The organism is Kribbella antibiotica (assembly GCF_004349055.1).
Lineage (GTDB): Bacteria > Actinomycetota > Actinomycetes > Propionibacteriales > Kribbellaceae > Kribbella > Kribbella antibiotica.
This window is the reverse complement of sequence record NZ_SMKX01000022.1, coordinates 1-21,351: the sequence shown is the minus strand read 5'-3', so window position 1 is coordinate 21,351 and position 21,351 is coordinate 1. Positions and strand designations below refer to the sequence as shown.

Genomic DNA, 21,351 nt, shown 5'->3' with positions numbered 1-21,351 from the left:
CGGTCCGTCTGGGTGGCATTCCTGTCCGCGGCGCTGGTCGTCGCGGGCAGCGGCCTGATCGTACTCACCGCTACCGGCGCTTTCGACCAGTCCGAGTCCAGCAAGCCATCCGGTCCGGCGCCTGCCCAGCCCCCGATGCTGAGCCGGCCTCCGAAGTCGGTGGCTACACAGCCGCCGGTCGCCATCAGCGCCACCCGGTATGTGTTTCCGGTTGGTGGTTGCCGGGCGGATGCTTCGCAGAGTCATCATGATTATCCAGCGTCGGACATCTTTGCGGACAAGGGTTGTGAGTTCGTCTCGCCGGTGGATGGGCGGGTCGATGAAGTGACCCGGGTGGACACCTGGAACAAGAAGACGAACGTCGGGCGGGATCGTGGCGGGTTGTCGATCTCCGTCGTCGGCGTCGACGGCGTGCGGTACTACGGATCGCACTTGGCGGCCATCGGAGCTGGGATCAAGCCGGGGCTGGTGGTGAAGGCCGGGCAGACGCTGGGCCTGACCGGGAAGACCGGGAGTGCCCAGATGACGCCGCCGCATCTGCACTTCGGGATCAGTTGGCCGACGCCTGCCGGGCACTGGTGGATCCGTCGGGGAGCCGTGCCGCCGCAGACCTTCCTCAACGCGTGGCATTCCGGACGACAGCTCTCGCCTGTGTCGTTGGTGGGGAAGACCGAGCGCGCGTATGGCGCCGACCGCGGGTGCCGGTCCTACTGCTGACGAAGGGTCCGGAAGAAAGCGCGGACGTCGTCGACCAGCAGGTCGGGCGCTTCCAGGGCGGAGGGGTGGTGAAGACGTGGTTGAGCCGCGAGAATCAGGCCGTGATCCGGATCCACTTCACCGCGGCGGACGTTGGGCGGGTGACCTTCCTCCCCGAACCCGAGCCGCTTCGGCAGGCGGCGTTGGCCGCTCGCGCGCTCGGACCTGGTCAGACATCCGCCGCGGCTCGGCGGTGGCGGCGGGTGGCCGCGAGCAGGGTGCGGCCGGCGATGGGGCCGCTGTTCAAGCTGATCTCGCCGACCGGGCAGTTTCCGGGCTTCCTCACACCGCAGGTGGACAGAGCCGGGCTGGAATCAGCGATCGAGTGTCTGCTGGAGACCCCGGCAGACTTGATTCGCGCCGAGCTCCAACCGCACCTGCCGGCTGAGATTCATCCCTACATGCGAGCGCTGCTGCGTGGCCAGGCCGATGCGCGTCGAGCGCTGGGCGGCGCCGTACGCGAGTTCCACCGGCTCGTCCTTGGACCGTCTGCGATCGACCTGGGGCGCACTCACGCGGCCGATCTGGCCATCCGCTCGCGGACGGTCCTCACCGGCGGTACCGAAGAGCTTCTTGCGACTCTGCACCCGACGGTCGCCTGGCAGGACGGCTTCCTCAGTTTCCCGATGCCATTCGAGTACGACGTGAAGCTGGCCGGCCGAGGCCTGCGGCTCTGCCCGTCGCCCTTCGTCTCGGAGTGCCTGATCTTCGACGAGCCCGGAGTGGTTCCGCTGCTGATCTACCCGGCTGTCGCCCTGCCCGCAGTGGACTCGGACGAGCGGGATTCGGCCGATGCCCTGGCCGAACTCCTTGGACGCACCCGCGCAGCTGTCCTGCGAACCCTCGCCGCCCCCGCCGGCACCAGCCAGTTGGCCCGTCGGCTCAACATCTCCACCGCCTCTGCCTCCGAGCATGCCCGTGTTCTGCGTATCGCCGGTCTCCTGACCACCGACCGATCTCGTGGCACTGCCCACCACTCGCTGACCCCCGTCGCTGTTCAGTTGCTGCTCAGCATGGACTGCTAGTTCAGATCCGGTACTACGGAAACGGTGTACGGCGGAGTCCCTGGGGCTTGGTCGAGCTGGCTGTTCACCCAGAGCAGCCGGCCGCGATCCCGCGCGATCGTCGTCGGGGTCGTTCCGGCCGCGCCCGGTGCCGAATCGGCGAGGATCGTGGCCTTGGACCAGGTGCGGTCGAGCCTGGCCAGCCGGGTGACGTACCGGCCGTTGCCTGCGTTGTGGACGACGTACAGATGATGTCCCTCGAGCAGGTAACCGTCGCCGGACAGAACCCCGTCGGCCTCGACCGGCCGCACCGCGCGCGATGCGATGTCCACTCGATAGGTGAGGTCCTGACCTTGTTCGCCGACGAGCAAGGTCCGGCCGTCCGGAGTGCCGACGATGCCGTTGAGGAAATACGGCTTCGGGGTGATCTGATCACGCGTGATCCACGGCTTGAGCTCACCCAGCCCGTGCCGGGTGATCGACGCTCGCCAGATCTGGTTGTGCGCCGAATCGGTGACGTAGACGGCGTCCTTGGTGAAGGCGAAGTCGTTCAGGAACGAGCCTTCCGCCGCCGGCCGTGATGCCAGCAGCCGGCCACGGGCGTCGTACCGGAAGAGCCGCCCGGTGCCCGCGCCGGCGACGAGGATCCGGCCCCAGCGATCCACATGTACGCCGGTCGCCTGGGTGCGGCCGTCGGCCCCGCCTGGCACGAACAGTTGGAGCCGGGCGCTCCGCACGGAACCGCGATAGACCGCGCCGGTCCCGACACTCGTGACGTAGATGGTGCCGTCGCGCGTGACCTCGATCCCCTCGGGCGTATCACCTGGCGTCTCCGACACGACGTACGTCGATGGGCGATGCGGCTCGTGCCAGGGGCGCGCGGCCGCCGTCGTCGAGGTGGTCACTGTGATCGCCAGGACTGCTAGAACGATGAGTTTTCTCATCCGCCCAGCCTCGGTTCCCGCTCGGGCGCCCTGCGACCGCTTTCGGCCCAGCCCGAAGGGCTGAGTCGAGCAACCATATCGGCTGCGGGCCTGTCTACATCGCCGGTCTGGCTCGCCTGGCGGTGGGCCAGAGCCATCCTGGTTGGCGGGCCGCTCTGCGGGACCTGGACCTTCGATCGGGAGGTGTGGCGGAGTCGATTCGTGGCAGTGTCAGCAGAGCGTCGGCCGTCTCGTCGTCAGGGTTGCTCCTGATGTAACGCTGCATGCTCTGGCCGACGGCCCTGATCCGCGGCCCACGACGCCCGTCCGGCTCGCCGACATAAGCGATACCGCCACCGTGTTCAAGCCACCGGATGACGTCCTCGATCGAGCTCTCTTCCAACCCACCGTGAGGAGCCGACCACTGAACGCGAGCGATACCGCGCAGGTCTTCGCGCTCCTGCGACATTGCGACCGCAGTAACCGTCACTGCCGGGTAACTTGCAAGGCTCATCGACTGCCACGCGCCTCCTGGTATACCAACCCCCGCATCGTGGCACTCGATCCCGCCGATTTGGAAGGGCCAGACCACCCACTGGACCGCTGCCGCTGGGGAGAATCTCTATGCTCATGAAATGACAGAAGGTAGATCAGTGGCCGCTGGAGACACTCGCGCTCCGGCTGGAACCGCCCTCTGGGCCCTGGCGGCGATCGTCGCATCCGCCGCGGTGTACTTGGCGTTGCTCGGCTGGCACGCCGAAAAGACCCTCGACCCGGCGACCGGAAACGAGACCGGCCCGTACGACGCGTGGCAGGTCATTGTCCTCGCGGTGGTGATCGCACTCCTGGCCGCGATCATGGGTGGCGCCGGCAAAGGCTGGTTGGCGATCATCACGATCCCGCTGACGCTGACGCTGATGTTTGCGGTTGATGCCGCTACCGCTAGCAACGCGGATGGCTTGTGGGCAATCGGTGCCCTGCTTGTGCTGATCGGCTCCGCTGCCGGGGTCGCAGCTGTCTCGCTACTCTCTCAGCGTTACGTTCCGCGGGCCCAAGGCGGCCGGTCCGGCAATTAGCCGTCGCGCGCCTGTCGGTGCTCGCTGACCAGGTGCGGGTGGACCCGGTCAGCTGATAGAGATGTGGGGAAGCTTCCGATCCGCCTCAGTGGAGTGCTCATGAGTTATGTTCCGCCGCCGGAACCGCAACGACACCCAACGCCGGCTGGTCAGCCCTGGACCGATCCGCACGGGCGTGGATGGCCCGGCGGACCGCCGCCGGTGGAGCCTCCCAAGGGGGCCGGAGTTGCCGCGGTCGCGTTGGTCTTGGGCATCATCGGGTGCCGGGTGTGGCTGCTGCCCGTCAATCTGGACAGAATCCGCGCCTACTCGCCCCTCCCGTTCGCGTTGCTCGGGTTCGTCCTCGCGGTCGTCGCCCTGAACGGACGCCGTCGCGGGAAACCGATGGCTGCGATCGGCGCGGTCCTGTGTTGTCTGGGGCTCCTTTTCAGCTTGATCCTGATCACCCTCAGGTCCTGAGCCGACCGGGGAGATACGCGAGCAACTGGCGATGGCCGAGGCGGCTCAGTCATGCATCAGTACGTCGGCGATCGGACGTCGCGGAGTTCGTAGGACGGGCGGGCCGTAGCCGACCCGGAGGACAGCTTGTGGCCGCTGCCAAAGGCCGAGCGGATCGTTGATCTGCCAGCGCAGCTCTGCGTGTTCGATGACCTGGTTCAGCAACGAGGTGGCCAGGCCATGACTTGCCGCCGCGAGCAACACTCGCTCCATCGCCTGACCCGCCCGTAGCCATTCGATCGGGCCGTCGAATCGGGTCGCCAGGACGGCCAGCTGGGGTTCGGCCTCGAAAACTCCCAGCGGGCGCTCGAGATCGGCGGCAGCCACCGCGAGGTCGCGAGCTGCCGGCAGGCCGCGGGCAGCTCGCGGCCCGAGCGCACGCGACGGGACACCGTCGACCGACCGATCGCCTCCGACCCACTGCCGGCGTTCCGCGATCCGGGCCCGGCTCGCATCGTCAGCGCCCCCCGCTTCCTTCGTTGCCATGTGCAACCACCACCGCAGGCTGGGGCGATCCAGCCACTGCAGCCGGGCGCCCTCGATCCGCGCCGCGAGATCAAGCCCGGCGCGGGTCTCGTCCGGCACCCGCTCGTCGGTGTAGGGCTGGCGGTTCGTCCGCCGCTTCGTCAGGTACGGTCCCAGCACCGAGAGCTGGCTGCCGTCCGGATCACCCAGCTCGACGAGCGCAACCAGGTCCGGGCGCCGTTTGTCGACCAGGTGGCGGACCTGGGAGCCGTAGCCGCGGACGGCCGCGCCGACCCGGAGGTTCAGGATCGCGGCCCCGAGCGACACGAACAGCATCCTCCGCTGGGGGTCCTCGGCGGGCAGCTCGCGATCCCGGTCCCGGTACACCTCGACCACCGAGCCGGCGAACCGGAACCGCCAAGGCTGCGTGTTGTGCATCGACGGTGCCAGCACCGCGGCCAGGATCATGGTCTCCCGATCGTCGGCACTCAACGCGATTCCGCTCATGGCAGGTCCGCTCCGTCATCTCACCTCATGGGCACTCGCTGCAGCAGGGCCTTTCGCCAGCCGAAGAAGGGACCTTTGGCGGGCTTGGCAGTAACGTCTGGGCGCTGCGGCCGGCGGGACCATTCCCGGCACGATGCTTGTTACAGAGCCGTCGGTGACTTGCCTGGGCTAGTGGCCAGTTGGCTCACAGCGCTCTGAAGGTCCTTGCCCCAGCGCTGCGCCCGACCGGTCTCGCCGTCCAGGAGCGAACCTAGAACGCCTTCTACGTAGAAACTCTCCGGCGGCACCAGCATCGGGAAGCCCCGGCGGCGCAGCAGTCTGGCGGCACCGCGTGCTGCGGATCCCGGCAACCGGCTGCCCTTGATCATCCGGGTGTCGAAGGTCGCAGTCGTCACCCGCCCCTGCCGATCGGCGAGAGCGCCGATCCATTCCCGCATTCCGATGTCTGGAGACATCACCACCGGTCCCTTGGTCGATGCATCGGTGCGCGTCGACGGCCTGGTCATCCCGAACGCGTGAGTCGGACCGCCGACCACCAGCAGGTCTAGCGCCGAGCCGAGCTTCGCCGGCGCTGCGCCGACCTCGACCAGCTCGACCTCGGCACCGGCGCGGAGTCCGTCGGCGATGGCTTCGGCGACCATTTCGGTGTTGCCGAACATCGATTCGTAGACGACGAGGACTTGCAGCTTCACGGACATGGTCACCTCAGTGGTTGATTCGTCGACTCCAAGGAAGATCAGCGCAGCCATGAGTAGCGGCGGACGACGCTGAGGTTGTTCCAGCGGTCGGCCAGGCCCCAGGTGCGGCCGGCGGCGAGCAGCGCCAGGGCAACCAAGGTGATGGCGCCGAGGATGTGGTCGTCGATCACCGGGTTGGTTGTCAGCGGCAACGAAGCGCCCCACATCATCACGTACAGTGCGACTCCGGCCACCGCGGCGATGCGCAGTGCGACGCCGAAGATCAGCGCGAGCCCGATACCGGCCAGGCCGATCATGAACAGCGGCGTGACCCAGAAGTCGCCGACCAGGGAGTGGTAGAAGCCGGCGAACGGTCCCTCGGCGCCCTTCAGGAAACCGGCGGTCGGGTTGCCTCCGTCGAGCCACCCTTTACCGGCGGGGGTGGCGTAGCCGAGCCCGAACAACTTGTCGACGAACGCCCAGAAGAACGTCAGGCCGAAGGCGATCCGCAAAACCGCGACCACGCGGCCGGTCGTCGTACCGGCTTTCGGTGCGTTGACCAGAAAGTCGGCGGTGGCCGGGGTGCGGTGGCGGTTCGGGGTGATGGTCATGGTTGCTCCTTCAGATTCGAGGTGACATCTGAATGCTGCGGCCACGGGACCGGTCTGCATCAGGGCCCGTGGTCCCTAGCACAGGTGCCGAAGGACCTGCCAGGTCGGGACCCGGCGCCCACAGCCAGAACCACCCGTCGCTACCGAATCCGGCCGGCGGGCAGCCACTCCGTGATCTCCGAAGAGTGCCCGTGCTGATATTGCACGAGACCGTGCCAGCCCCGCGGCAGGTGGTCACGCCCGATCAGCCAGCCGGGCCACCAGGCACCGTACGCCCACACCTGGACGTGAGCGGGTAGGTCCAGGTGTGCCAGCCGGGACTGGTTATCGGGCTCTGCGGCCGCGGAGTTGGTTTCAGCGTTCATGACGCGGGCGCCGCTGCGGCCAGTGCAGTCGGCCGGCGAAGCTCCGTGCCGACATCATGCAGATGGCGCAGGCTTTGCAGGTACGACTCGATGACGCCGGTCGACAGGTATGGGATTCCGGCGTGGTGACAGTAGGCGCGGACCGTGCCCTGCGCGTGGCGCAGATTGGCGCGCGGCATGTTGGGGAAGAGGTGGTGTTCGATCTGGTAGTTCAGGCCACCCATGAACCAGTCGGTCACCGGGTGACCGTTGACGTTGCGGGAGGTACGAACCTGCTTCTCGAGGTGGCCCCAGCGGGTCTCGGCGCCGGGCATCTCCATACCTTTGTGGTTCGGGGCGAAGACACTCCCGAGGTGCAGCCCGAACAGCGCCTGGTGCAGGGCCGCGAAGGTGACCGCCTTCGGCAGCGACATGATCGTGAGCAGGCCACCGAAGTACAGGACGAGGTGAGCGGCGATCAGGCCCAGTTCCAGCGCTGCCTTGCGCAGCGGGCGCCGGCTCAGGAGGTAGCTGATGCTGGAGATCTTCAGGTTGAAACCTTCGAGAGTCAGCAGCGGGAAGAAGATGGCGGCCTGATGACGGGTGAGCCAACCGTGCAGGCCGGTGCGTCCTTCGGCCTGGCCGAGAGTCCAGACCAGTACGCCGGCCGCCACGTCGGGGTCTTTATCGGTGTGGTTGGGGTTGGCGTGGTGACGATTGTGCTTGTCGTTCCACCACCCGTAGCTCATCCCCAGCAGCAGGTTCGCGTGGAGCCGGCCGATGGCGTCGTGCGTGCGGCGGGAACGGCCGATCTGCTGATGGCCGGCGTCGTGGCCGAAGAATGCGGCCCGGGTGGTGAACACTGCCGCCGGCACGGCGAGCAGCAGGACGAGCCAGGAGTTGCCGAGCAGCATCAGACCGGCGACAACGGCGGCCAGGCACAGCAGGTTGACGATGATCGAGACCACATAAGTTCCGGTACGGCGTTCAAGCAGGCCGGCCGCCTTGATTTCGCGCAGCAGCGGTGCGAAGTCGCTGCCTGGGGGTGTTGTGACCGGACGCTTCAGAAGCGCACTGTTCGGTGTCATGAGATTCTCGAATCGTGAGGGGCCGAAGTCGGCCGGAACGGCGGTAGCTGGGTGCAGGTCACCTGAAGACGGCGTGATGGCTGTCCTGGGACCAGGGACATTCAGTTCCGCGGCGGCGCCTCCTCCGCAGGAAGCGCCTGGTTCACGATGACGACAAACTCGGGGTCAGAAACTTCGCCGAACTCTTCGGCTGCGGTCGCAAGACCCCACCGGTACCCCGGGCTGCGGGCCGCCAACCTGATTGATCGCAAAGTCCGTCGTACGATCGATGTGGTCGCTCCAGAAAGTGGGCGCGGAAGTGCGGAGTCATGGGAGTACGGCATGCCCCAAGATCACTCGTCGGCGGAGGCCTTCGGGAGGCTCGCTACCGAACTGCAGGATGCCGATGGCGTCGATCTGACGGTTGAGGCAGTCGTGCAGTTCGCGCTGCAGGCAGTCTGGTGCACCTACGCGTCGGTCGTCCTGGTGGGACGGGGCCGAAAGCCGCAGATCATGGCGCTGACCGACCCTCGGCTGGCCAAGCTCGACGAGACCCAGATCCAGGCTGCCGACGGGCCGTTGCTGACAGTCATCCGCGACCAGGCGGCGCTCCTGATTCCGGACATCGCCGCCGACCGTCGATGGCCCGGCGCATGGGCCGACGCGCTGATCGGCGAGGGGATCCGCTCGGCGATCCATCTGCCGCTTCTGGTGGGTGGTTCAGCGCGGGCGGTGCTGAGCCTGTACTCCGGCGAGCCGAACGGATTCGACACCGACGACCTGGCCGTGGCACACATCCTTGCCGACCACGCCGCGGTAGCGATCGCCGGCGCACGCCGCGAAGTGGACCTGGCCCACGCAGCGGATGCCCGAAACCTGGTCGGTCAGGCGATCGGGATCCTGATGGAACGCTACGACCTCGACAACGCCCGGGCCTTCGCCGTTCTCAAGCGTTACTCCCAGGACAACAACCGGAAGCTCCGCGACGTCGCCCAGGAACTGATCGACACCCGCAAACTCTCGAACCGGCCGATACGCACCGATCAAGGTCCTGCCGCTCGCGACGCATAGAACGCGCCGAACCGGGCACCGGCCGTACTCACGGACGACGGTGTCTCGAGCCACCGCCCATCCCAGGTCTCGGCGTTCAACCAGCAGCGCCGGGGCTGCCTTCAAACGGCGAGCCGCCCTGCGTCACCCCACCCCACCCCACCCTGCCGCGGCCAAGGCCTCGCGGGCTCCTCGCACCGAACGCGCGGCGGACCACGCTACGAGCAATGCCTGCGTCGACCGGTGCGGCGCGGCGTGCGGTTGAAGGCAGCCGCAGCGGGCACTGTAGACAGACGACGTCAAGGCCGCTTTGTCACGGTCAGCCGTTCACGGCGCGCGATAACCGGTCAGGGACAGGTGTGAAGGCAGTGACATCACTGCGCGTACGGCAGATTCTGCTCGAGGTGCTGGCGATCGACCGGCCTGATCCGCCCGGTCTCGACGGCGACACGGTGTGGTCCAGATTGTGCGCTTCGGCGACCGGTTCGGTGCCGGTGAGCGGCGCGGGCGTTGCGCTGATGACGCCGATCGGTCACGGCGGCACCCTCGCGGCGACCGACGGGCCGGCCGCGGTGATGGAAAACCTGCAGCAGACTTTGGGCGAAGGCCCGTGCCTGACCGCGTTTCACGAGCGACGGCCTGTTCTGGAGCACGACCTCGCCCGGGCGGCAGCACGCTGGCCAGGCTTCGCGCCCGCCGCTGCCGAAGCCGGAATCGCGGCGATCTTCGCGTTCCCTCTTCAGGTTGGCGCCATCCGGCTCGGCGTCCTCGATCTCTACCGCAACACACCTGGCCCACTGGACAGCCTGCAGTTGGCCGAAGCACTCAACCATGCAACGGCTGCAGCGACGATTCTGCTGGACCTGCAGTACGACGCTGTGCCTGGCGGGCTGGCCCCCCAGCTCGCCGACGCGGCCGACAACCATCGGGAGATCCACCAAGCCACCGGCATCATCACCGTCCAGGCATCGGTCGGAATAAGCGAGGCGCTGCTGCTCCTCCGCGCCCGCGCCTATGCCGAAGAACGTCCGCTGCGAGAACTAGCTGAAGACGTGGTCGCCCGGCGGGTGACCTTCCACCCCGAGGACGACCATCATGAATAAGACACTGACCTCGTGCACACGAAACCTTCTGGTCCGGAAAGGCGGCATCACATGAGCAGGGAGCAGCGCCTCGCAGAGGTGTTCGTCGAACTGGCCGACACCCTCGTCGACGAATTCGACGTCATCGATCTCCTTCACACCTTGTGTGAGCGTAGTGTCGAACTTCTGCAGGCCGACGCCGCCGGGCTGATCCTGGCGGACCAGCGCAGCATGCTGCACGTCATGGCCTCCACCACCGAGGAGGCCAAGCTGCTGGAGCTCTTCGTCCTGCAGAACGACGAAGGCCCCTGTCTTGACTGCTACTCCACCGGTCAGCAAATGGTCAACATCGACCTGAACGAAGTCGAAGAACGCTGGCCCAGGTTCCGCGCCGCAACCATCGCCGCGGGTTACCAGTCCACCCATGCAATCCCGTTACGGCTCCGCGGGCAGGTCCTCGGGGCGCTGAACCTCTTCTGCGCTGACCGCACCACCCTCGGCGACGCCGACGTCGCCCTCGGCCAGGCGCTCTGCGACATTGCCACCGTCGGCCTCCTTCAGGAACGCACCGTGCGCCAAGGCGCACTCCTGGCCGAACAGCTTCAGTCCGCGCTGAACAGCCGCATCATGCTCGAGCAAGCCAAGGGCGTCTTGTCCGAACGCGCCGGGATCAACGTCAACGATGCCTTCACTCTGATCCGGGCCTATGCCCGTCGCAACCGCCAGCAGCTACACGCCGTTGCCGGTGCGATCATCGATGGCACCATCACGTCCTCAGACCTGACCTGATTCACAGCGGATCCCGTCGTACGACGGCCGCGGTCGCTGGGCGAGGTAGCGCTGACGCCGGCACGTCGCTTCGCCGGACCAAAGCAGCGGCGCGCTACTCCAGGAACTGCGGGCGAGAGCACTGCAAGCTGCCGTGCGGCTGAAGCCCAATCAGCAGCACGGACCTCGGCGACGATCCATCGTCGAGGGGGACCCGGAAGTCATGAGCAGACGTTCGTTGCCAACGACCGAGCCGCCGCTCGCTCCCGAACGCTCCGGTGCTGCTTTCCAGGCGGTCTGGACAATCCACGGCAACGCGTTGCGTGCGTTGGCAGCAACGATCCTCAGGAACTCGGCGGCTGCGGAGATGGTCGTGGTCGATGTCGTCTCCACTCGGTGCGTCGGACCTGGCGGCATCGTCAGGCTGCCGTCGCGCTACGAGTTGGCGCGACTGACCTACCTGCGCTGCCTGCGGGCCTGACCAGGAGTGGTGAAACGCGCCTGGATGAGGCGGCGTCCGCTCCGGGTGAGGGCGCGCCCGAGGGTGTGAACCCGGGCCGGCGACTACGTTGGCTGTCTCACGGCTGCGCAAGGCTCGGAGCTGTCCGGCCGCTGAGGTGGGAGACTCGCGCAGTGAAAGTACTGCGCTGGGGACTGATCGTGGTGACAATTCTGGCGGGCCTTACTGGAACCTGGCGCCTCGCCGGACCGCGACCGGACGTAGAGGTGGGAGCGGTCAAGCAACTGCACTTCTTGCGGGGCGCGATCGAGGACGGCGCCGACCGTCAGGCACAGGGACTGTTCCCGGAGGGCTACTTCTTCCTGAACGTGCTGTACGGACTCACCTGGGTGCAGGTGGCAACAGCCCGCCCGGAGTACGAAGCAGAGGCCGTTCGAGAGGCGCGCTGGTCGCTCGACCGCCTGCAATCGACCGACGGTACGGCGCCATTCACGCGCCAGCTCGATCCGCCGTACGGGATCTTCCATGCCGGCTGGACGAACTGGCTGCGCGGCGCCATCGCCACCCTCGACTCCAGTGCCATGAACGAGTTCACCCAGTCCTCGATCGAGATCGCCAAAGCCTTCGATGCGTCGGCTTCTCCTTTTCTGATGGCCTATCCGGGTCAGGCGTGGCCGGTCGACTCCACCGTGGCGATCGCCTCGTTGGCGTTGCACGATCGCATCACGACGCCACGCTTCACGCAGTCCAGAAGTCGCTGGCTCGACTTGGTACGGCAACGCCTGGACCCTGGCACCGGGTTGATGCCACACCAGGCCGAGCCGGGACCGACCGGCGCCCGAGCAACCTCACAAAGCATCATCCAGCGGTTCCTGCCGGAGATCGACCGCGAGTTCGCACGGTCGCAGTACCAGCTGTTCCGGGACAAGTTCGTCGTCGGCTCCGCGCCTGGCGTCCGCGAATTCCCGAAAGGGCTCAGCGGTTCAGGGGACGTCGACTCGGGACCGTTGGTGCTGGGCATCAGTTTGTCCGCCACGGTGGTGACGGCCGGTGCAGCCCGAATTCAAGGCGACCCGCTCGAAGGCGCCCTGATGCGTGTAGGCGAGGTCGTCGGAGCACCGATCACAGGCCTCACCACAAAACGCTACGCCTTCGGTCTCCTCCCCGTCGGCGATGCGTTCCTCGCCTGGTCTGCCACCGCACGAAGCCCAGGATCGTCAACCGCTGACTCCCCCTCGGTCCACCACCTCACCTGGTGGTGGCGCCTGCCGTGGCTGCTGCTGTGCTGGCTGCCGGCGCTCCTGCTGGCCCTGGTGATACTCGTCCGGAAGAGAACGAGAGTCCACACCTAGCCAGTCAGAGCAGGTTCGCGGCGACCAGGTACTTTTCGACGCGGGCGATCTCGTCGGCGTCCAAGGGGATCTGGGGTGGCGCCATCATGCCGTTCGCGATCACACCGCGCAGCTGTAGCGCTGCTTTGAAGGCTCCGAGAGCGGAGGAGCTCGGGCCCATCCGGGCCGGGTCGCCGACGCCGATCAGTTCGAACAGACGAATCAGCCGTTCCTGCTCGGCACGTGCGTCCTCCCACTCGCCGGCTGCAGCGTGCTTGAAGAGTTTCACGTAGCCGTGGGGGTCCACGTTGCCGAGTCCCGGGACGACTCCGTCGGCTCCCATCCACAGCGCGTTGTCGACGGTCAGTTCGGATCCCGTTAGCACGCTGAAGTCGGTGATGTCGCCCCGGTCGCGCGCCCCCAGGATGACGTTGCGCAGACCGCTCTCGTCGCCGCTGGAGTCCTTCAAACCAGCCAGTACGCCGTCCGCTGCGAGCCGTAGCACCAGGTCCGCACCGAGCTTGGAGTGGACCGCTACAGGCAGGTCGTACGCGAACACTGGCAGTCCCGCAGCCGCCGCGACCATCCGGAAGTGCTTGTCGATCTCCGCCGGATGCGTGCGGGTGTAGAAGGGCGCGGTCACCACGATGCCGTCCACGCCAGCCGCGACCGCCGTCCGGACGTGGTCGATCACCCGCAGGGTCGCCGTGTCGATCACGCCCGCCAGCACCGGCAAGCGGCCGGCCACATGGCCGACCACAGTGTCGAGCACCACCTTGCGGTGTCCGTCCGGCAGGTACGCCACCTCGGAGGTGGAACCGAGCACGAACAATCCGCTCACGCCGCCGTCGATCAGGTGGTCGACCAGCCGCACCAGAGAGGAGGTATCCACCTCGTGATCCGGCGTGAACGGCGTACAGACAGGTGGGATGACACCGGTCAGGCGGGAAGGCACGGTCATGAACGCTCCAATGCTTGGGTGATCAGGTCGTCGGTGGACTCGCGCTCCACGACCGGGTGGTAGCAGCGGAAGCGGTGCGCCGGGTCGGCGGCATCGGGCTCGAAGTCCGGCATCGACCCGGAGCAGCTGTCGTCGGCCTTCCAGCAGCGGGTCCGGAACGGGCATCCGCTCGGCGGCCGGGTCGCCGAGGGCACTGGCCCGGTCAGTGGGATCGGATCGATCGGGGAGATGAGGCCAGGCGTCGCAGAGAAGAGCGCCCGGGTGTACGGATGCCGCGCCCGCTGAGCGATCCTGACGGCTGGTGCTTCCTCGACGATCCGGCCGAGGTACATGGTGACCACGCGATCGCTCATCCGCCGTACGGTTTGGATGTCGTGAGAGACGAACACCAGCGACAACCCCAGGCGTTCTTTGAGATCCAGCAGCAGGTTGAGGATCTGTGCCCGGACCGAGACGTCGAGAGCACTCGTCGGTTCGTCAGCGACCAGCAGCGACGGCTCGAGCGCAAGGGCCCGCGCGATTGCCACCCGTTGCCGCTGGCCACCGGACAACTGGCCAGGCAGGGCGTCGGCGACGCTGCGGGGCAGCCCTACCAGCGCCATCAGCTCCTTGACCCGTTCGTTGCGCTGAGCAACGGTTCCACGATGGTGTACGTCGAGTGGGTCGCGGAGCACCCGGCGCACCGGCAGCCGGCGGTTCAGCGCGGTCGACGGGTCCTGGAAGATCATCCCGGTCCCGGTGCCGATCGCGTGCCGGCGTTCGGCCGGTTTCATCGACCAGATGTCTTGGCCGCGGAAGGACGCCGTACCGGCGGTCGGTTGTTGTACGCCGACCAGCACCTTGGCCAGCGTGGATTTTCCGCAGCCGGATTCCCCGACCACCCCGACGGTCTCCCCCGCGGCAATCGCCAGATCGGCCCCCGTCAGGGCATAGACCCGATCCTTGCGGAAGAGACCGCCGGAGCGAGCTCGGTGGACGACGTGTACGCCGGACAATTCGAGCACAGGCTCCGTCATCGCAGTGCCTCCTTCTCCAACGGCTCGGGTACGACGAGAGCGAGCGCCGGGTGATGGCAAGCCACCAGGTGTCCCACCTGCCCAACCAGCTCAGGAGCGGTGGTCCGACAGACCTCGGTGACCATCGGGCATCGGTCGGCGAATCGGCAACCGGCAGGAAAGTCGGCAGGCGACGGCACTACGCCGCGGATCTGGGTCAGCCGGGCTGCGCCGGACTCCAGCGACAGGACCGAGCCGAGCAGACCACGGGCGTAGTGGTGAGCGGGCGCACCGACCAGGTCGGCCGTAACGCCGGTCTCGACGATCTGGCCGCCGTACATCACGACCACCCTGTCGGTGACGTCGGCGACCAGCGCCAGGTCGTGCGACACCAGGATCAAGGCGAAGCCGAGCTCGGCTCGCAGTCGCAGCAGCAACTGGATCACCTGGGCCTGCACGGTGACGTCGAGTGCCGTGGTCGGCTCGTCCGCGACGATGAGCTTGGGCTCACGAGAGAGCGCCATGGCGATGAGCACGCGCTGGCGTTGACCACCGGACAGCTCATGCGGATAGCTGGTCAGGGTCCGTTCGGGATCCAGACCGACCAGTTCCAGCAGCTCTGTCGGAGTACGCCGTCCGCCGCGCCGCACCACCTGTTTCAGCTGTGCCTTGATCGGCATCGCAGGGTTCAATGAGGACAACGCGTCCTGGTAGATCATCGCCATGTCATGGCCGAGCAGCCGTCGCCGTTCGGAGCGCCCCAGGCTCAGCAGGTCTTTGCCGTCGAACCGGATCCGGCCACGAATCCTGGCACCGCGCGGCTCCAGTCCCATCACAGCGAGCGCGGTCAGCGACTTGCCACAACCGGACTCGCCGACCAGGCCGAGCACCTCACCGGGCCGTACGTCGAAGCTGATCCCGTCGACGATGTCGACTCCGTCGTGCCGGCCTTCGAAACCGATCGCCAACTGCTGTACGGACAACACGGGATCGCCGTCCGGCAACGGCCGCGCTCGTTCCCGCAGCCGCGCCGCCGCCAGGTCCAGACCTGGAAGTTCGACGAGCTCACCGGAGCCTGGCTGCGCGGTCTCCACCGCGTCCTTGTCCTGCTTCTTGCTCTCCACCCGGCGCCCGCCCGGCGCCGCCCACGCGTCGGAGACGCCCTCGGACAGGATGTTCAGCGCCAGCACGGTGACCAGGATCAGCAGCCCCGGGAACACCGTCGCCCACCATCCACCCAGCAGCACCATATTCTTGCCATCGGCAATCACTGAGCCCCAGGAAGGCTCCGGCGGCCGGACCCCTGCTCCGATGAAGGACAGCGACGCCTCGAAAACGATGGCATCGGCAACCATCACCGTGCAGAACACCAGCACCGGAGCGGCGCAGTTGATCGCCACGTGCCTGAGCAGGATGTGCGGCGTACGGGCACCGATGATCTTCTCCGCGACCACATAGTCCTCGCCGTACTGCGCGAGCACGTTGGCGCGGACCACCCTGGCCACCGGCGGCGTGTACAGGAAGGCGATCGCGAACACGAGCACCGGGATGGATCCACCGAACACCGCGACCAGCACGGCGGCCAGCGCGATCCCCGGGAACGCCATCACGATGTCCAGGATCCGCATCACGGTCTCGTCGACCGCCTTGCGTGAGGTGGCCGCGACAGCTCCGATGATCGCGCCCGCGGTCAGTGCGAGCGCCGTCGCGCCGAGGCCGATCATCAGCGACCAACGAGCGCCGTACACCAGGCGGGTGAAGATGTCGCGGTTCGCACTGTCCAACCCGAACCAGTGCGCGCCCGAAGGCCCACCGCCGGCGTTCTCCTGCGTCAGAATGTCGTACGGCGTCAGCAGCGGAGCGAACACCGCAGCCAGGATCACCACCGCCAGTACGGCGACCGCGATCCAGGCAGGCAGTGGTAGCCGCCGGAAGTTGATCCCGGGGCGGGACAGCTGCCGGGCCAGGCGTGCACGCATCAGGCAGCGCTCCTCAGTCGCGGATTGACCAGCAGGTACAGCACGTCGACCACAAGGTTGACCACCACGAAGCCGATCGCGATCGTCAGTACGACGCCCTGGACGACTGCCGGATCACCGTCGCGGACGGCGTTGATCATCAACGTGCCCATCCCTGGCAGGGTGAAGATCTGCTCGATCACGACAGCTCCGCCCAGCAGATAGCCGATCCTCAGACCGAGCACGGTGAGCGGGTTGATCAGTGCGTTCCGCAGGACGTTGCGTCCCACCACCACGACCGGCGGCAGGCCGCTGCCGATCGCCGTCCGGACGTAGTCCTTGTCCAGCTCCTCGACAACCGACGTACGGATGATCCTGGTCAGCTGAGCGGCCACCGGCAGCGACAGCGCGAGCGCCGGTAACGTCATCGTCCGCAGCCAAGGGCCGACCCCGTCGGCCGGATTCACATATCCGCTCGGTGGAAACCAGCCACGCTCGACAGCGGCGTACTGGATCATCAGCAGCGCGAGCCAGAACGACGGCGCGGCGACGCCGATCAGCGAGACCAGACGGATCGCCTGGTCTGGCCAGCGGTCCCTGAAGATCGCTGCGGTGACACCGAGCAGCAAGGCCAGTACCACTGCGATCAGCAGTCCCAGCACAGTGAGCTGGAACGTCAACGGCATCGCCGTCGTGATGGATTGGAGCACCGAGGCCTTCGTGAGCACGCTGGTGCCCAGGTCACCGTGCAGCAGGTCGCCGACGAAGTGCACGTACCGTACCGGCAGCGGATCCAGCAGGCCGTTCTCCTGCCGGAACATGTGCAACTGCTCCTCGGTCGGGTTCGCGCCCTGGAAGTAGGCCACCGCGGGATCGTTGTTCGAGAACCGCATCACGAGGAAGACGAACGCGATGATGCCGAGCAGCAACGGGATCAGCAAAAGCAGCCGGCGAACCAGCATTCGGATGATGACGGCCACCGTCGGCTACCTCAAGCTCGCTTGGTCTGCAGCAGATTGATCCCCGGATAGGGCTGCGCCTTGACGCCGCTCAGCTTCTTTCCGTTCCAGGCCGTCATCAGTTCGGTGTGGACGACCGGATACAGCACTGCCTGCTCGGCGACCAGGTCGAGGTACTCGTGGGTCAGCTTGGTCCTGGTGTCCGCGTCGGTCGCCCGGACCGCCTGGTCCATCTTCGCGAAGATCGCCTTGGCCCCGGCGCTGTTCTCCCAGCGCGTGTACTTCATCCACGACCCGCCTTGGGTGTAGTTGTAGCGCAGGATCAGGTCCGCGTCCGCACCGAACTGGTTCGGGTTCGACGCCGCCGCGACGACCTGGTAGTCGGCGTTCTGGTCCATCTTGGTGAACACAGCGGCGGTGTCCTGCGGCTGCAGTGTGGTCTTGACGCCGATCGCGTTCCATGAGGCGGCGATGGTCGGCAGGCAGTCGACGATCCAGCTCAGGTTCACCGCGAGCAGGTTGATCGTCAGATCCGTCACGCCGGCCTCGGCCAGCAGAGCCTTCGCCTTCGCCGGGTCGTAGCTGTAGACGGTCTTCGCCTTGGCGTACGCCGGGTTGTCTTCGTTCAGGAACGACGTACTCGCCCTACCACGGCCCTTGAGCGCGACCTCGATCAGCTTCTGGGTGTCGATCGCGGTGAACAGCGCCTGCCGGACCCGGACGTCGTCGAACGGCTTGTTCGCGGTGTTGAACATCAGGAACAGGTGGTTCATCCCCTTGCCGCCCTCGACCGTGAGGCCCGAGGTCTTCAACTGCTCGATGTTGGCGTACGGGATGTTGTCGGAGATCTGCGCCTCCGCACTGGCACCGGAGATCTTCGCCACCCGGGCGGAGGCGTCGACGATGCTCAGCCAGTTCATCTTCTTGAACGCCGCCGGTCGCGGGCCGTTGTAATCCGCGAACGCCTCGAAGGTGGTGTTCGACTTCGGCTGGTGCGAGACCTGCTTGTAGGGACCGGACCCGACCGCCTTGCCGTTCTTGGCCAGATCCCAGGCACCAGGCTGGGAGAAGACGTGCTTGGGCATGATCTTCGCGATCGTCAGCCGCGGCGCACCGTCGGGGAACGGGAAGTTCAGGAGCAGCTCGACGGACTTCTCGTCGACCTTCTTGACCTCTTTCAGCCAGCTCGCGAAGAAGTTGTAGGTCAGCACCTTCAGCTTCGGGTCGAGGATCCGCTGGAACGTGAAGACGACGTCGTCGGCCGTGACCGGCTGACCGTCGTGCCACTTCGCCCCGTCCCGCAGGGTGAACTTCCAGGAGGTCGCATTGAGGTCGGCCGGCACCTCGGTGCCCAATGCGGCGTACGGCTGCCGGGTGAGCGGGTCGGTGTCGAGGAGGCCCTCGTAGACGTGCTGCATCGCAGCCATCGTGAATGCGGACGCACTCAGGGTCGGATCCCAGCTCTGGTTATTCCCGTAGCCGATCACCGCGGTGACCAGGTCGGTGTCGGCGCCCGCGCCGACGGATCCCGTCGAGGCCGGACCACCGGAACAGGCCGACAACCCACCAGTGATCGTCGCCGCTGCGCCCAGCACACCGGAGTACTTCAGGAACGACCGACGGTCGAACCCGGGTCGTACGAACTCGTTCACGATGCCTCCAGCAACAGGGGGTGTGACTGCGCGGTCGCAGGAGGTAGGCTGCAGCCAGTCATCCCACATCCTACGTCCTATGTGCGCCGACCTTAAGAGACTGTCCCCGGCCGGTCAAGCCCGGGAGCCGGCTGACCTCGGACGTAGGATGTGGGGCCATGCAGGAGCGGAAGAGTGGGAGTGCGTTGTGGCACTGACGCGGCCGAAACGCAGTGATGAGCTCGCCAGCGCAATCGCCGACCTGATCATCGAGCGCAACCTGCAACCCGGCGACCCACTGCCGACCGAGAACGTACTGATGGCCGACTTCCAGGTCAGCCGCAACTCGGTCCGTGAGTCACTCAAGGCATTGCAAGCCCACGGGATCGTCGAGATCCGGCACGGCTACGGCACCTTCGTCGGCTCAGCCAGCTCGGCAGCGCTGCACCCCTGGCTGCTGTTCCGGACCCGGGCATCCGGCAGCAGCGTCGAACGACTGAGTGAGCTGCTCGAGATCCGGGAGATCCTGGAGACCGAGCTCACCCGCCGGGTCGCCGGTGGCGACAGCGTCGAACTGCGGCAGAAACTGTCCGGCTGCGTCGACCGGATGCGCGTCGAGGGCGAGGACGCAGCCACCGCGGACCGCCAGTTCCACGAACACATCTGCAACGCCGCGGGGGTCCCGCTGGCCCGCGAGCTGGTCGGCCTGTTCTGGGACGTCTACCGCGCCGTCGAGACCGACGTGGAAACCCTGAGCCCCTCACCTGAGGAGACCGCGGCGAGGCATCAGCGGGTGGTCGACGCGATCGGTTCCGGCGACGCCGAACAGGCCGAGCAGGCCGTGCATGCGCACTTCAGCGAGGTCCGCGACCGCCTCGGTACCGGCCCCTACCGCAGTCCGCGGGGGCCCTGAGCTCTTGGCGAACCGCGATGGGTCCGCTAGCTTGGCGCAGGACATCCCACGTCCTATGTCCAGCCCAGGGAGAGTCCTATGCGCAAGTCCAGTCGTGGTCGCCTCGCGGCTCCCGCTCTGCTCGTTGTCGGCGCGCTGCTTGTGTCCGTCGCTCCTGCACAAGCCTCCACACCGGCGGTGAGTGAAACTGGTCCGACCGCCGCCGCGCCCTTCGTCGAGGACGCACCGCTGTTCCAGCAGCGCACGAACGGGTACGCCTGCTTCCGCATCCCGGCGATCGTCCGTACGACGAACGGCACGGTGCTGGCGTTCGCCGAGGGCCGGGTCGCCGACTGCGGTGACGACGGCGACATTGACGTCGTACTGCGGAGATCGACCGATGGCGGCAAGACGTGGGGCCCGCTGCAGGTGGTGTCCGAGGGAAGCGGCGACACGCACGGCAACCCGGTGCCGATTGTGGACGACCGGACCGGCCGGATCGTCCTGGTGACGACTCACAACGGCGCGGCGCCGTGTCCGAACGGCTGCGACCGCGACCCCTACGTGCAGACCAGCGACGACTCCGGTGCGACCTGGACGGCGCCCCGAGAGCTCACCGAGGGAAAGCTTCCGAGCTGGAACTTCTGGTACGCCACTGGACCAATGCACGGCATCCAGCTCCAGCACGGTCCACACGCAGGTCGTCTGATCGTCGGCGCCAACTTCGAGTCGTACGACGGCGTTGGTGCGCACGTCTACGGCACGCACCTGCTGTACAGCGACGACTCCGGCCAGACCTGGCACATCGGAGCGACCACCTCACGCGACGACGGCACAGTGATCGCCCAGGAGGTCACCGTGGTCGAGCTGGCCGACGGCCGGATCTATTCACTGGCTCGAGAACGCGGCACCGACCCAGGCAGCCGCGCGTACGCGATCAGCAGCGACGGCGGCGAGTCTTTCGATCGCCCGTTCCGGACTCTGCCCCGGCTCGCGATGCCCGATGTCCAGGGATCGCTGCTTCGGTTCAGCGCCCGCAACGACGGCGACCGCCGCAACCGGATCCTGCTCTCCGCGCCTGCCCACCCGGCGGCTCGCGAGGTGATGGCGGTCCGATCGTCGTACGACGAAGCACGCACCTGGGACACCTGGCAGCAGGGCAAGGTCTTCTACTGGGGACCGACGGCGTACTCGGACCTGGTCCGGCTCGACGGCGACCAGGCCGCCCTGCTCTACGAGGCCGGCGTCGCGACGCCGTACGAATCGATTCGGTACGCGCGGTTCAACGAGGCCTATCTCGCAACACCGAACGGCACTCCCCCGGGCATCCCCGGCC

Annotated in this window: 23 protein-coding genes; 11 read left to right on the top strand and 12 right to left on the bottom strand. The window is 67.1% G+C overall.

Annotation, left to right across the window (positions count from 1 at the left end; genetic code table 11):
* Positions 1-12 precede the first annotated feature (12 nt).
* Together E1263_RS10210 and E1263_RS10205 are read left to right on the top strand one after the other, a co-directional pair.
* Positions 13-717 (top strand): M23 family metallopeptidase, encoded by a 705-nt coding sequence (locus E1263_RS10210; RefSeq protein WP_202868809.1) that lies wholly within the window; start codon positions 13-15, stop codon positions 715-717.
* Positions 699-1,781 (top strand): ArsR/SmtB family transcription factor, encoded by a 1,083-nt coding sequence (locus tag E1263_RS10205; protein WP_238161154.1) that lies wholly within the window; start codon positions 699-701, stop codon positions 1,779-1,781. The genes E1263_RS10210 and E1263_RS10205 overlap by 19 nt, the downstream gene beginning before the upstream one ends.
* Here E1263_RS10205 and E1263_RS10200 read toward each other — a convergent pair.
* Both E1263_RS10200 and E1263_RS44315 read right to left on the bottom strand, forming a co-directional pair.
* Positions 1,778-2,704 carry an SMP-30/gluconolactonase/LRE family protein gene (locus E1263_RS10200; protein ID WP_132166970.1) on the bottom strand — a complete coding sequence of 309 codons (927 nt, stop codon included), beginning with the start codon at positions 2,702-2,704 and terminating at the stop codon, positions 1,778-1,780. The two genes, E1263_RS10205 and E1263_RS10200, sit on opposite strands and share 4 nt — an antisense overlap.
* Positions 2,705-2,798: 94 nt before the next feature.
* Positions 2,799-3,152, bottom strand: coding sequence for a DUF3892 domain-containing protein (locus E1263_RS44315; protein WP_475009298.1), 354 nt, complete (start codon positions 3,150-3,152; stop codon positions 2,799-2,801).
* Between the two features lie 166 nt (positions 3,153-3,318).
* On the opposite strand from E1263_RS44315, the gene E1263_RS10190 reads away from it, so the two are divergent.
* Both E1263_RS10190 and E1263_RS10185 read left to right on the top strand, forming a co-directional pair.
* Positions 3,319-3,759 carry a hypothetical protein gene (locus tag E1263_RS10190; protein ID WP_132166968.1) on the top strand — a complete coding sequence of 147 codons (441 nt, stop codon included), beginning with the start codon at positions 3,319-3,321 and terminating at the stop codon, positions 3,757-3,759.
* A 99-nt stretch (positions 3,760-3,858) separates the two neighbouring features.
* Positions 3,859-4,218 (top strand): hypothetical protein, encoded by a 360-nt coding sequence (locus E1263_RS10185; RefSeq protein ID WP_132166967.1) that lies wholly within the window; start codon positions 3,859-3,861, stop codon positions 4,216-4,218.
* Between the two features lie 45 nt (positions 4,219-4,263).
* On the opposite strand, the gene E1263_RS10180 is transcribed toward E1263_RS10185, so the two are convergent.
* The 5 genes from E1263_RS10180 to E1263_RS10160 all read right to left on the bottom strand — a co-directional run bounded on the left by E1263_RS10180 (position 4,264) and on the right by E1263_RS10160 (position 7,949).
* A complete protein-coding gene (locus tag E1263_RS10180) occupies positions 4,264-5,229 on the bottom strand; it encodes an Acg family FMN-binding oxidoreductase (RefSeq protein ID WP_132166966.1) in 966 nt (321 codons plus the stop codon).
* A gap of 140 nt (positions 5,230-5,369) precedes the next feature.
* Positions 5,370-5,921, bottom strand: a complete 552-nt coding sequence (locus E1263_RS10175; protein ID WP_202868808.1) for a flavodoxin family protein — start codon at positions 5,919-5,921, stop codon at positions 5,370-5,372.
* Between the two features lie 44 nt (positions 5,922-5,965).
* The gene (locus E1263_RS10170; RefSeq protein WP_132166965.1) at positions 5,966-6,517 is read right to left on the bottom strand and encodes a hypothetical protein; all 552 of its coding nucleotides are present in this window, start codon (positions 6,515-6,517) and stop codon (positions 5,966-5,968) included.
* Positions 6,518-6,657: 140 nt separating this feature from the next.
* Entirely contained in the window at positions 6,658-6,882 is a 225-nt protein-coding gene (locus tag E1263_RS10165; protein WP_132166964.1) for a hypothetical protein, read from the bottom strand.
* Positions 6,879-7,949 carry a fatty acid desaturase family protein gene (locus E1263_RS10160; RefSeq protein ID WP_132166963.1) on the bottom strand — a complete coding sequence of 357 codons (1,071 nt, stop codon included), beginning with the start codon at positions 7,947-7,949 and terminating at the stop codon, positions 6,879-6,881. The genes E1263_RS10165 and E1263_RS10160 overlap by 4 nt, the downstream gene beginning before the upstream one ends.
* Positions 7,950-8,270: 321 nt before the next feature.
* On the opposite strand from E1263_RS10160, the gene E1263_RS10155 reads away from it, so the two are divergent.
* The 5 genes from E1263_RS10155 to E1263_RS10135 all read left to right on the top strand — a co-directional run bounded on the left by E1263_RS10155 (position 8,271) and on the right by E1263_RS10135 (position 12,640).
* Complete coding sequence (locus E1263_RS10155; RefSeq protein ID WP_132166962.1) at positions 8,271-8,999, top strand: GAF and ANTAR domain-containing protein; 729 nt, start codon at positions 8,271-8,273, stop codon at positions 8,997-8,999.
* A 347-nt stretch (positions 9,000-9,346) separates the two neighbouring features.
* On the top strand, positions 9,347-10,081 hold the full coding sequence (locus tag E1263_RS10150) for a GAF and ANTAR domain-containing protein (RefSeq protein ID WP_165956563.1): 735 nt from the start codon (positions 9,347-9,349) through the stop codon (positions 10,079-10,081).
* A gap of 12 nt (positions 10,082-10,093) precedes the next feature.
* Positions 10,094-10,849 (top strand): GAF and ANTAR domain-containing protein, encoded by a 756-nt coding sequence (locus E1263_RS10145; protein ID WP_238161153.1) that lies wholly within the window; start codon positions 10,094-10,096, stop codon positions 10,847-10,849.
* A 202-nt stretch (positions 10,850-11,051) separates the two neighbouring features.
* Entirely contained in the window at positions 11,052-11,309 is a 258-nt protein-coding gene (locus tag E1263_RS10140; RefSeq protein WP_132166960.1) for a hypothetical protein, read from the top strand.
* Positions 11,310-11,461: 152 nt separating this feature from the next.
* Positions 11,462-12,640 carry a hypothetical protein gene (locus E1263_RS10135; RefSeq protein WP_132166959.1) on the top strand — a complete coding sequence of 393 codons (1,179 nt, stop codon included), beginning with the start codon at positions 11,462-11,464 and terminating at the stop codon, positions 12,638-12,640.
* A gap of 4 nt (positions 12,641-12,644) precedes the next feature.
* Here the strand turns inward: E1263_RS10135 and E1263_RS10130 are convergent, their stop codons facing one another.
* Genes E1263_RS10130 through E1263_RS10110 form a run of 5 tightly spaced genes read right to left on the bottom strand, consistent with a single transcriptional unit; the run spans position 12,645 to position 19,144 of the window.
* Complete coding sequence (locus E1263_RS10130) at positions 12,645-13,580, bottom strand: dihydrodipicolinate synthase family protein (protein WP_132166958.1); 936 nt, start codon at positions 13,578-13,580, stop codon at positions 12,645-12,647.
* Positions 13,577-14,596 carry an oligopeptide/dipeptide ABC transporter ATP-binding protein gene (locus E1263_RS10125; RefSeq protein ID WP_132166957.1) on the bottom strand — a complete coding sequence of 340 codons (1,020 nt, stop codon included), beginning with the start codon at positions 14,594-14,596 and terminating at the stop codon, positions 13,577-13,579. Before E1263_RS10125 ends, E1263_RS10130 begins: the two co-directional genes overlap by 4 nt.
* Complete coding sequence (locus E1263_RS10120) at positions 14,593-16,554, bottom strand: dipeptide/oligopeptide/nickel ABC transporter permease/ATP-binding protein (protein WP_132166956.1); 1,962 nt, start codon at positions 16,552-16,554, stop codon at positions 14,593-14,595. The genes E1263_RS10125 and E1263_RS10120 overlap by 4 nt, the downstream gene beginning before the upstream one ends.
* Positions 16,554-17,513, bottom strand: a complete 960-nt coding sequence (locus E1263_RS10115; RefSeq protein WP_132166955.1) for an ABC transporter permease — start codon at positions 17,511-17,513, stop codon at positions 16,554-16,556. The genes E1263_RS10120 and E1263_RS10115 overlap by 1 nt, the downstream gene beginning before the upstream one ends.
* 11 nt (positions 17,514-17,524) lie before the next feature.
* Positions 17,525-19,144 (bottom strand): ABC transporter substrate-binding protein, encoded by a 1,620-nt coding sequence (locus E1263_RS10110; RefSeq protein WP_238161152.1) that lies wholly within the window; start codon positions 19,142-19,144, stop codon positions 17,525-17,527.
* 187 nt (positions 19,145-19,331) lie between these two features.
* On the opposite strand from E1263_RS10110, the gene E1263_RS10105 reads away from it, so the two are divergent.
* A complete protein-coding gene (locus E1263_RS10105; protein WP_202868807.1) occupies positions 19,332-20,036 on the top strand; it encodes a FadR/GntR family transcriptional regulator in 705 nt (234 codons plus the stop codon).
* A gap of 78 nt (positions 20,037-20,114) precedes the next feature.
* On the top strand, positions 20,115-21,351 hold a 1,237-nt coding region (locus E1263_RS10100; RefSeq protein WP_132166953.1), incomplete at its 3' end, for a sialidase family protein.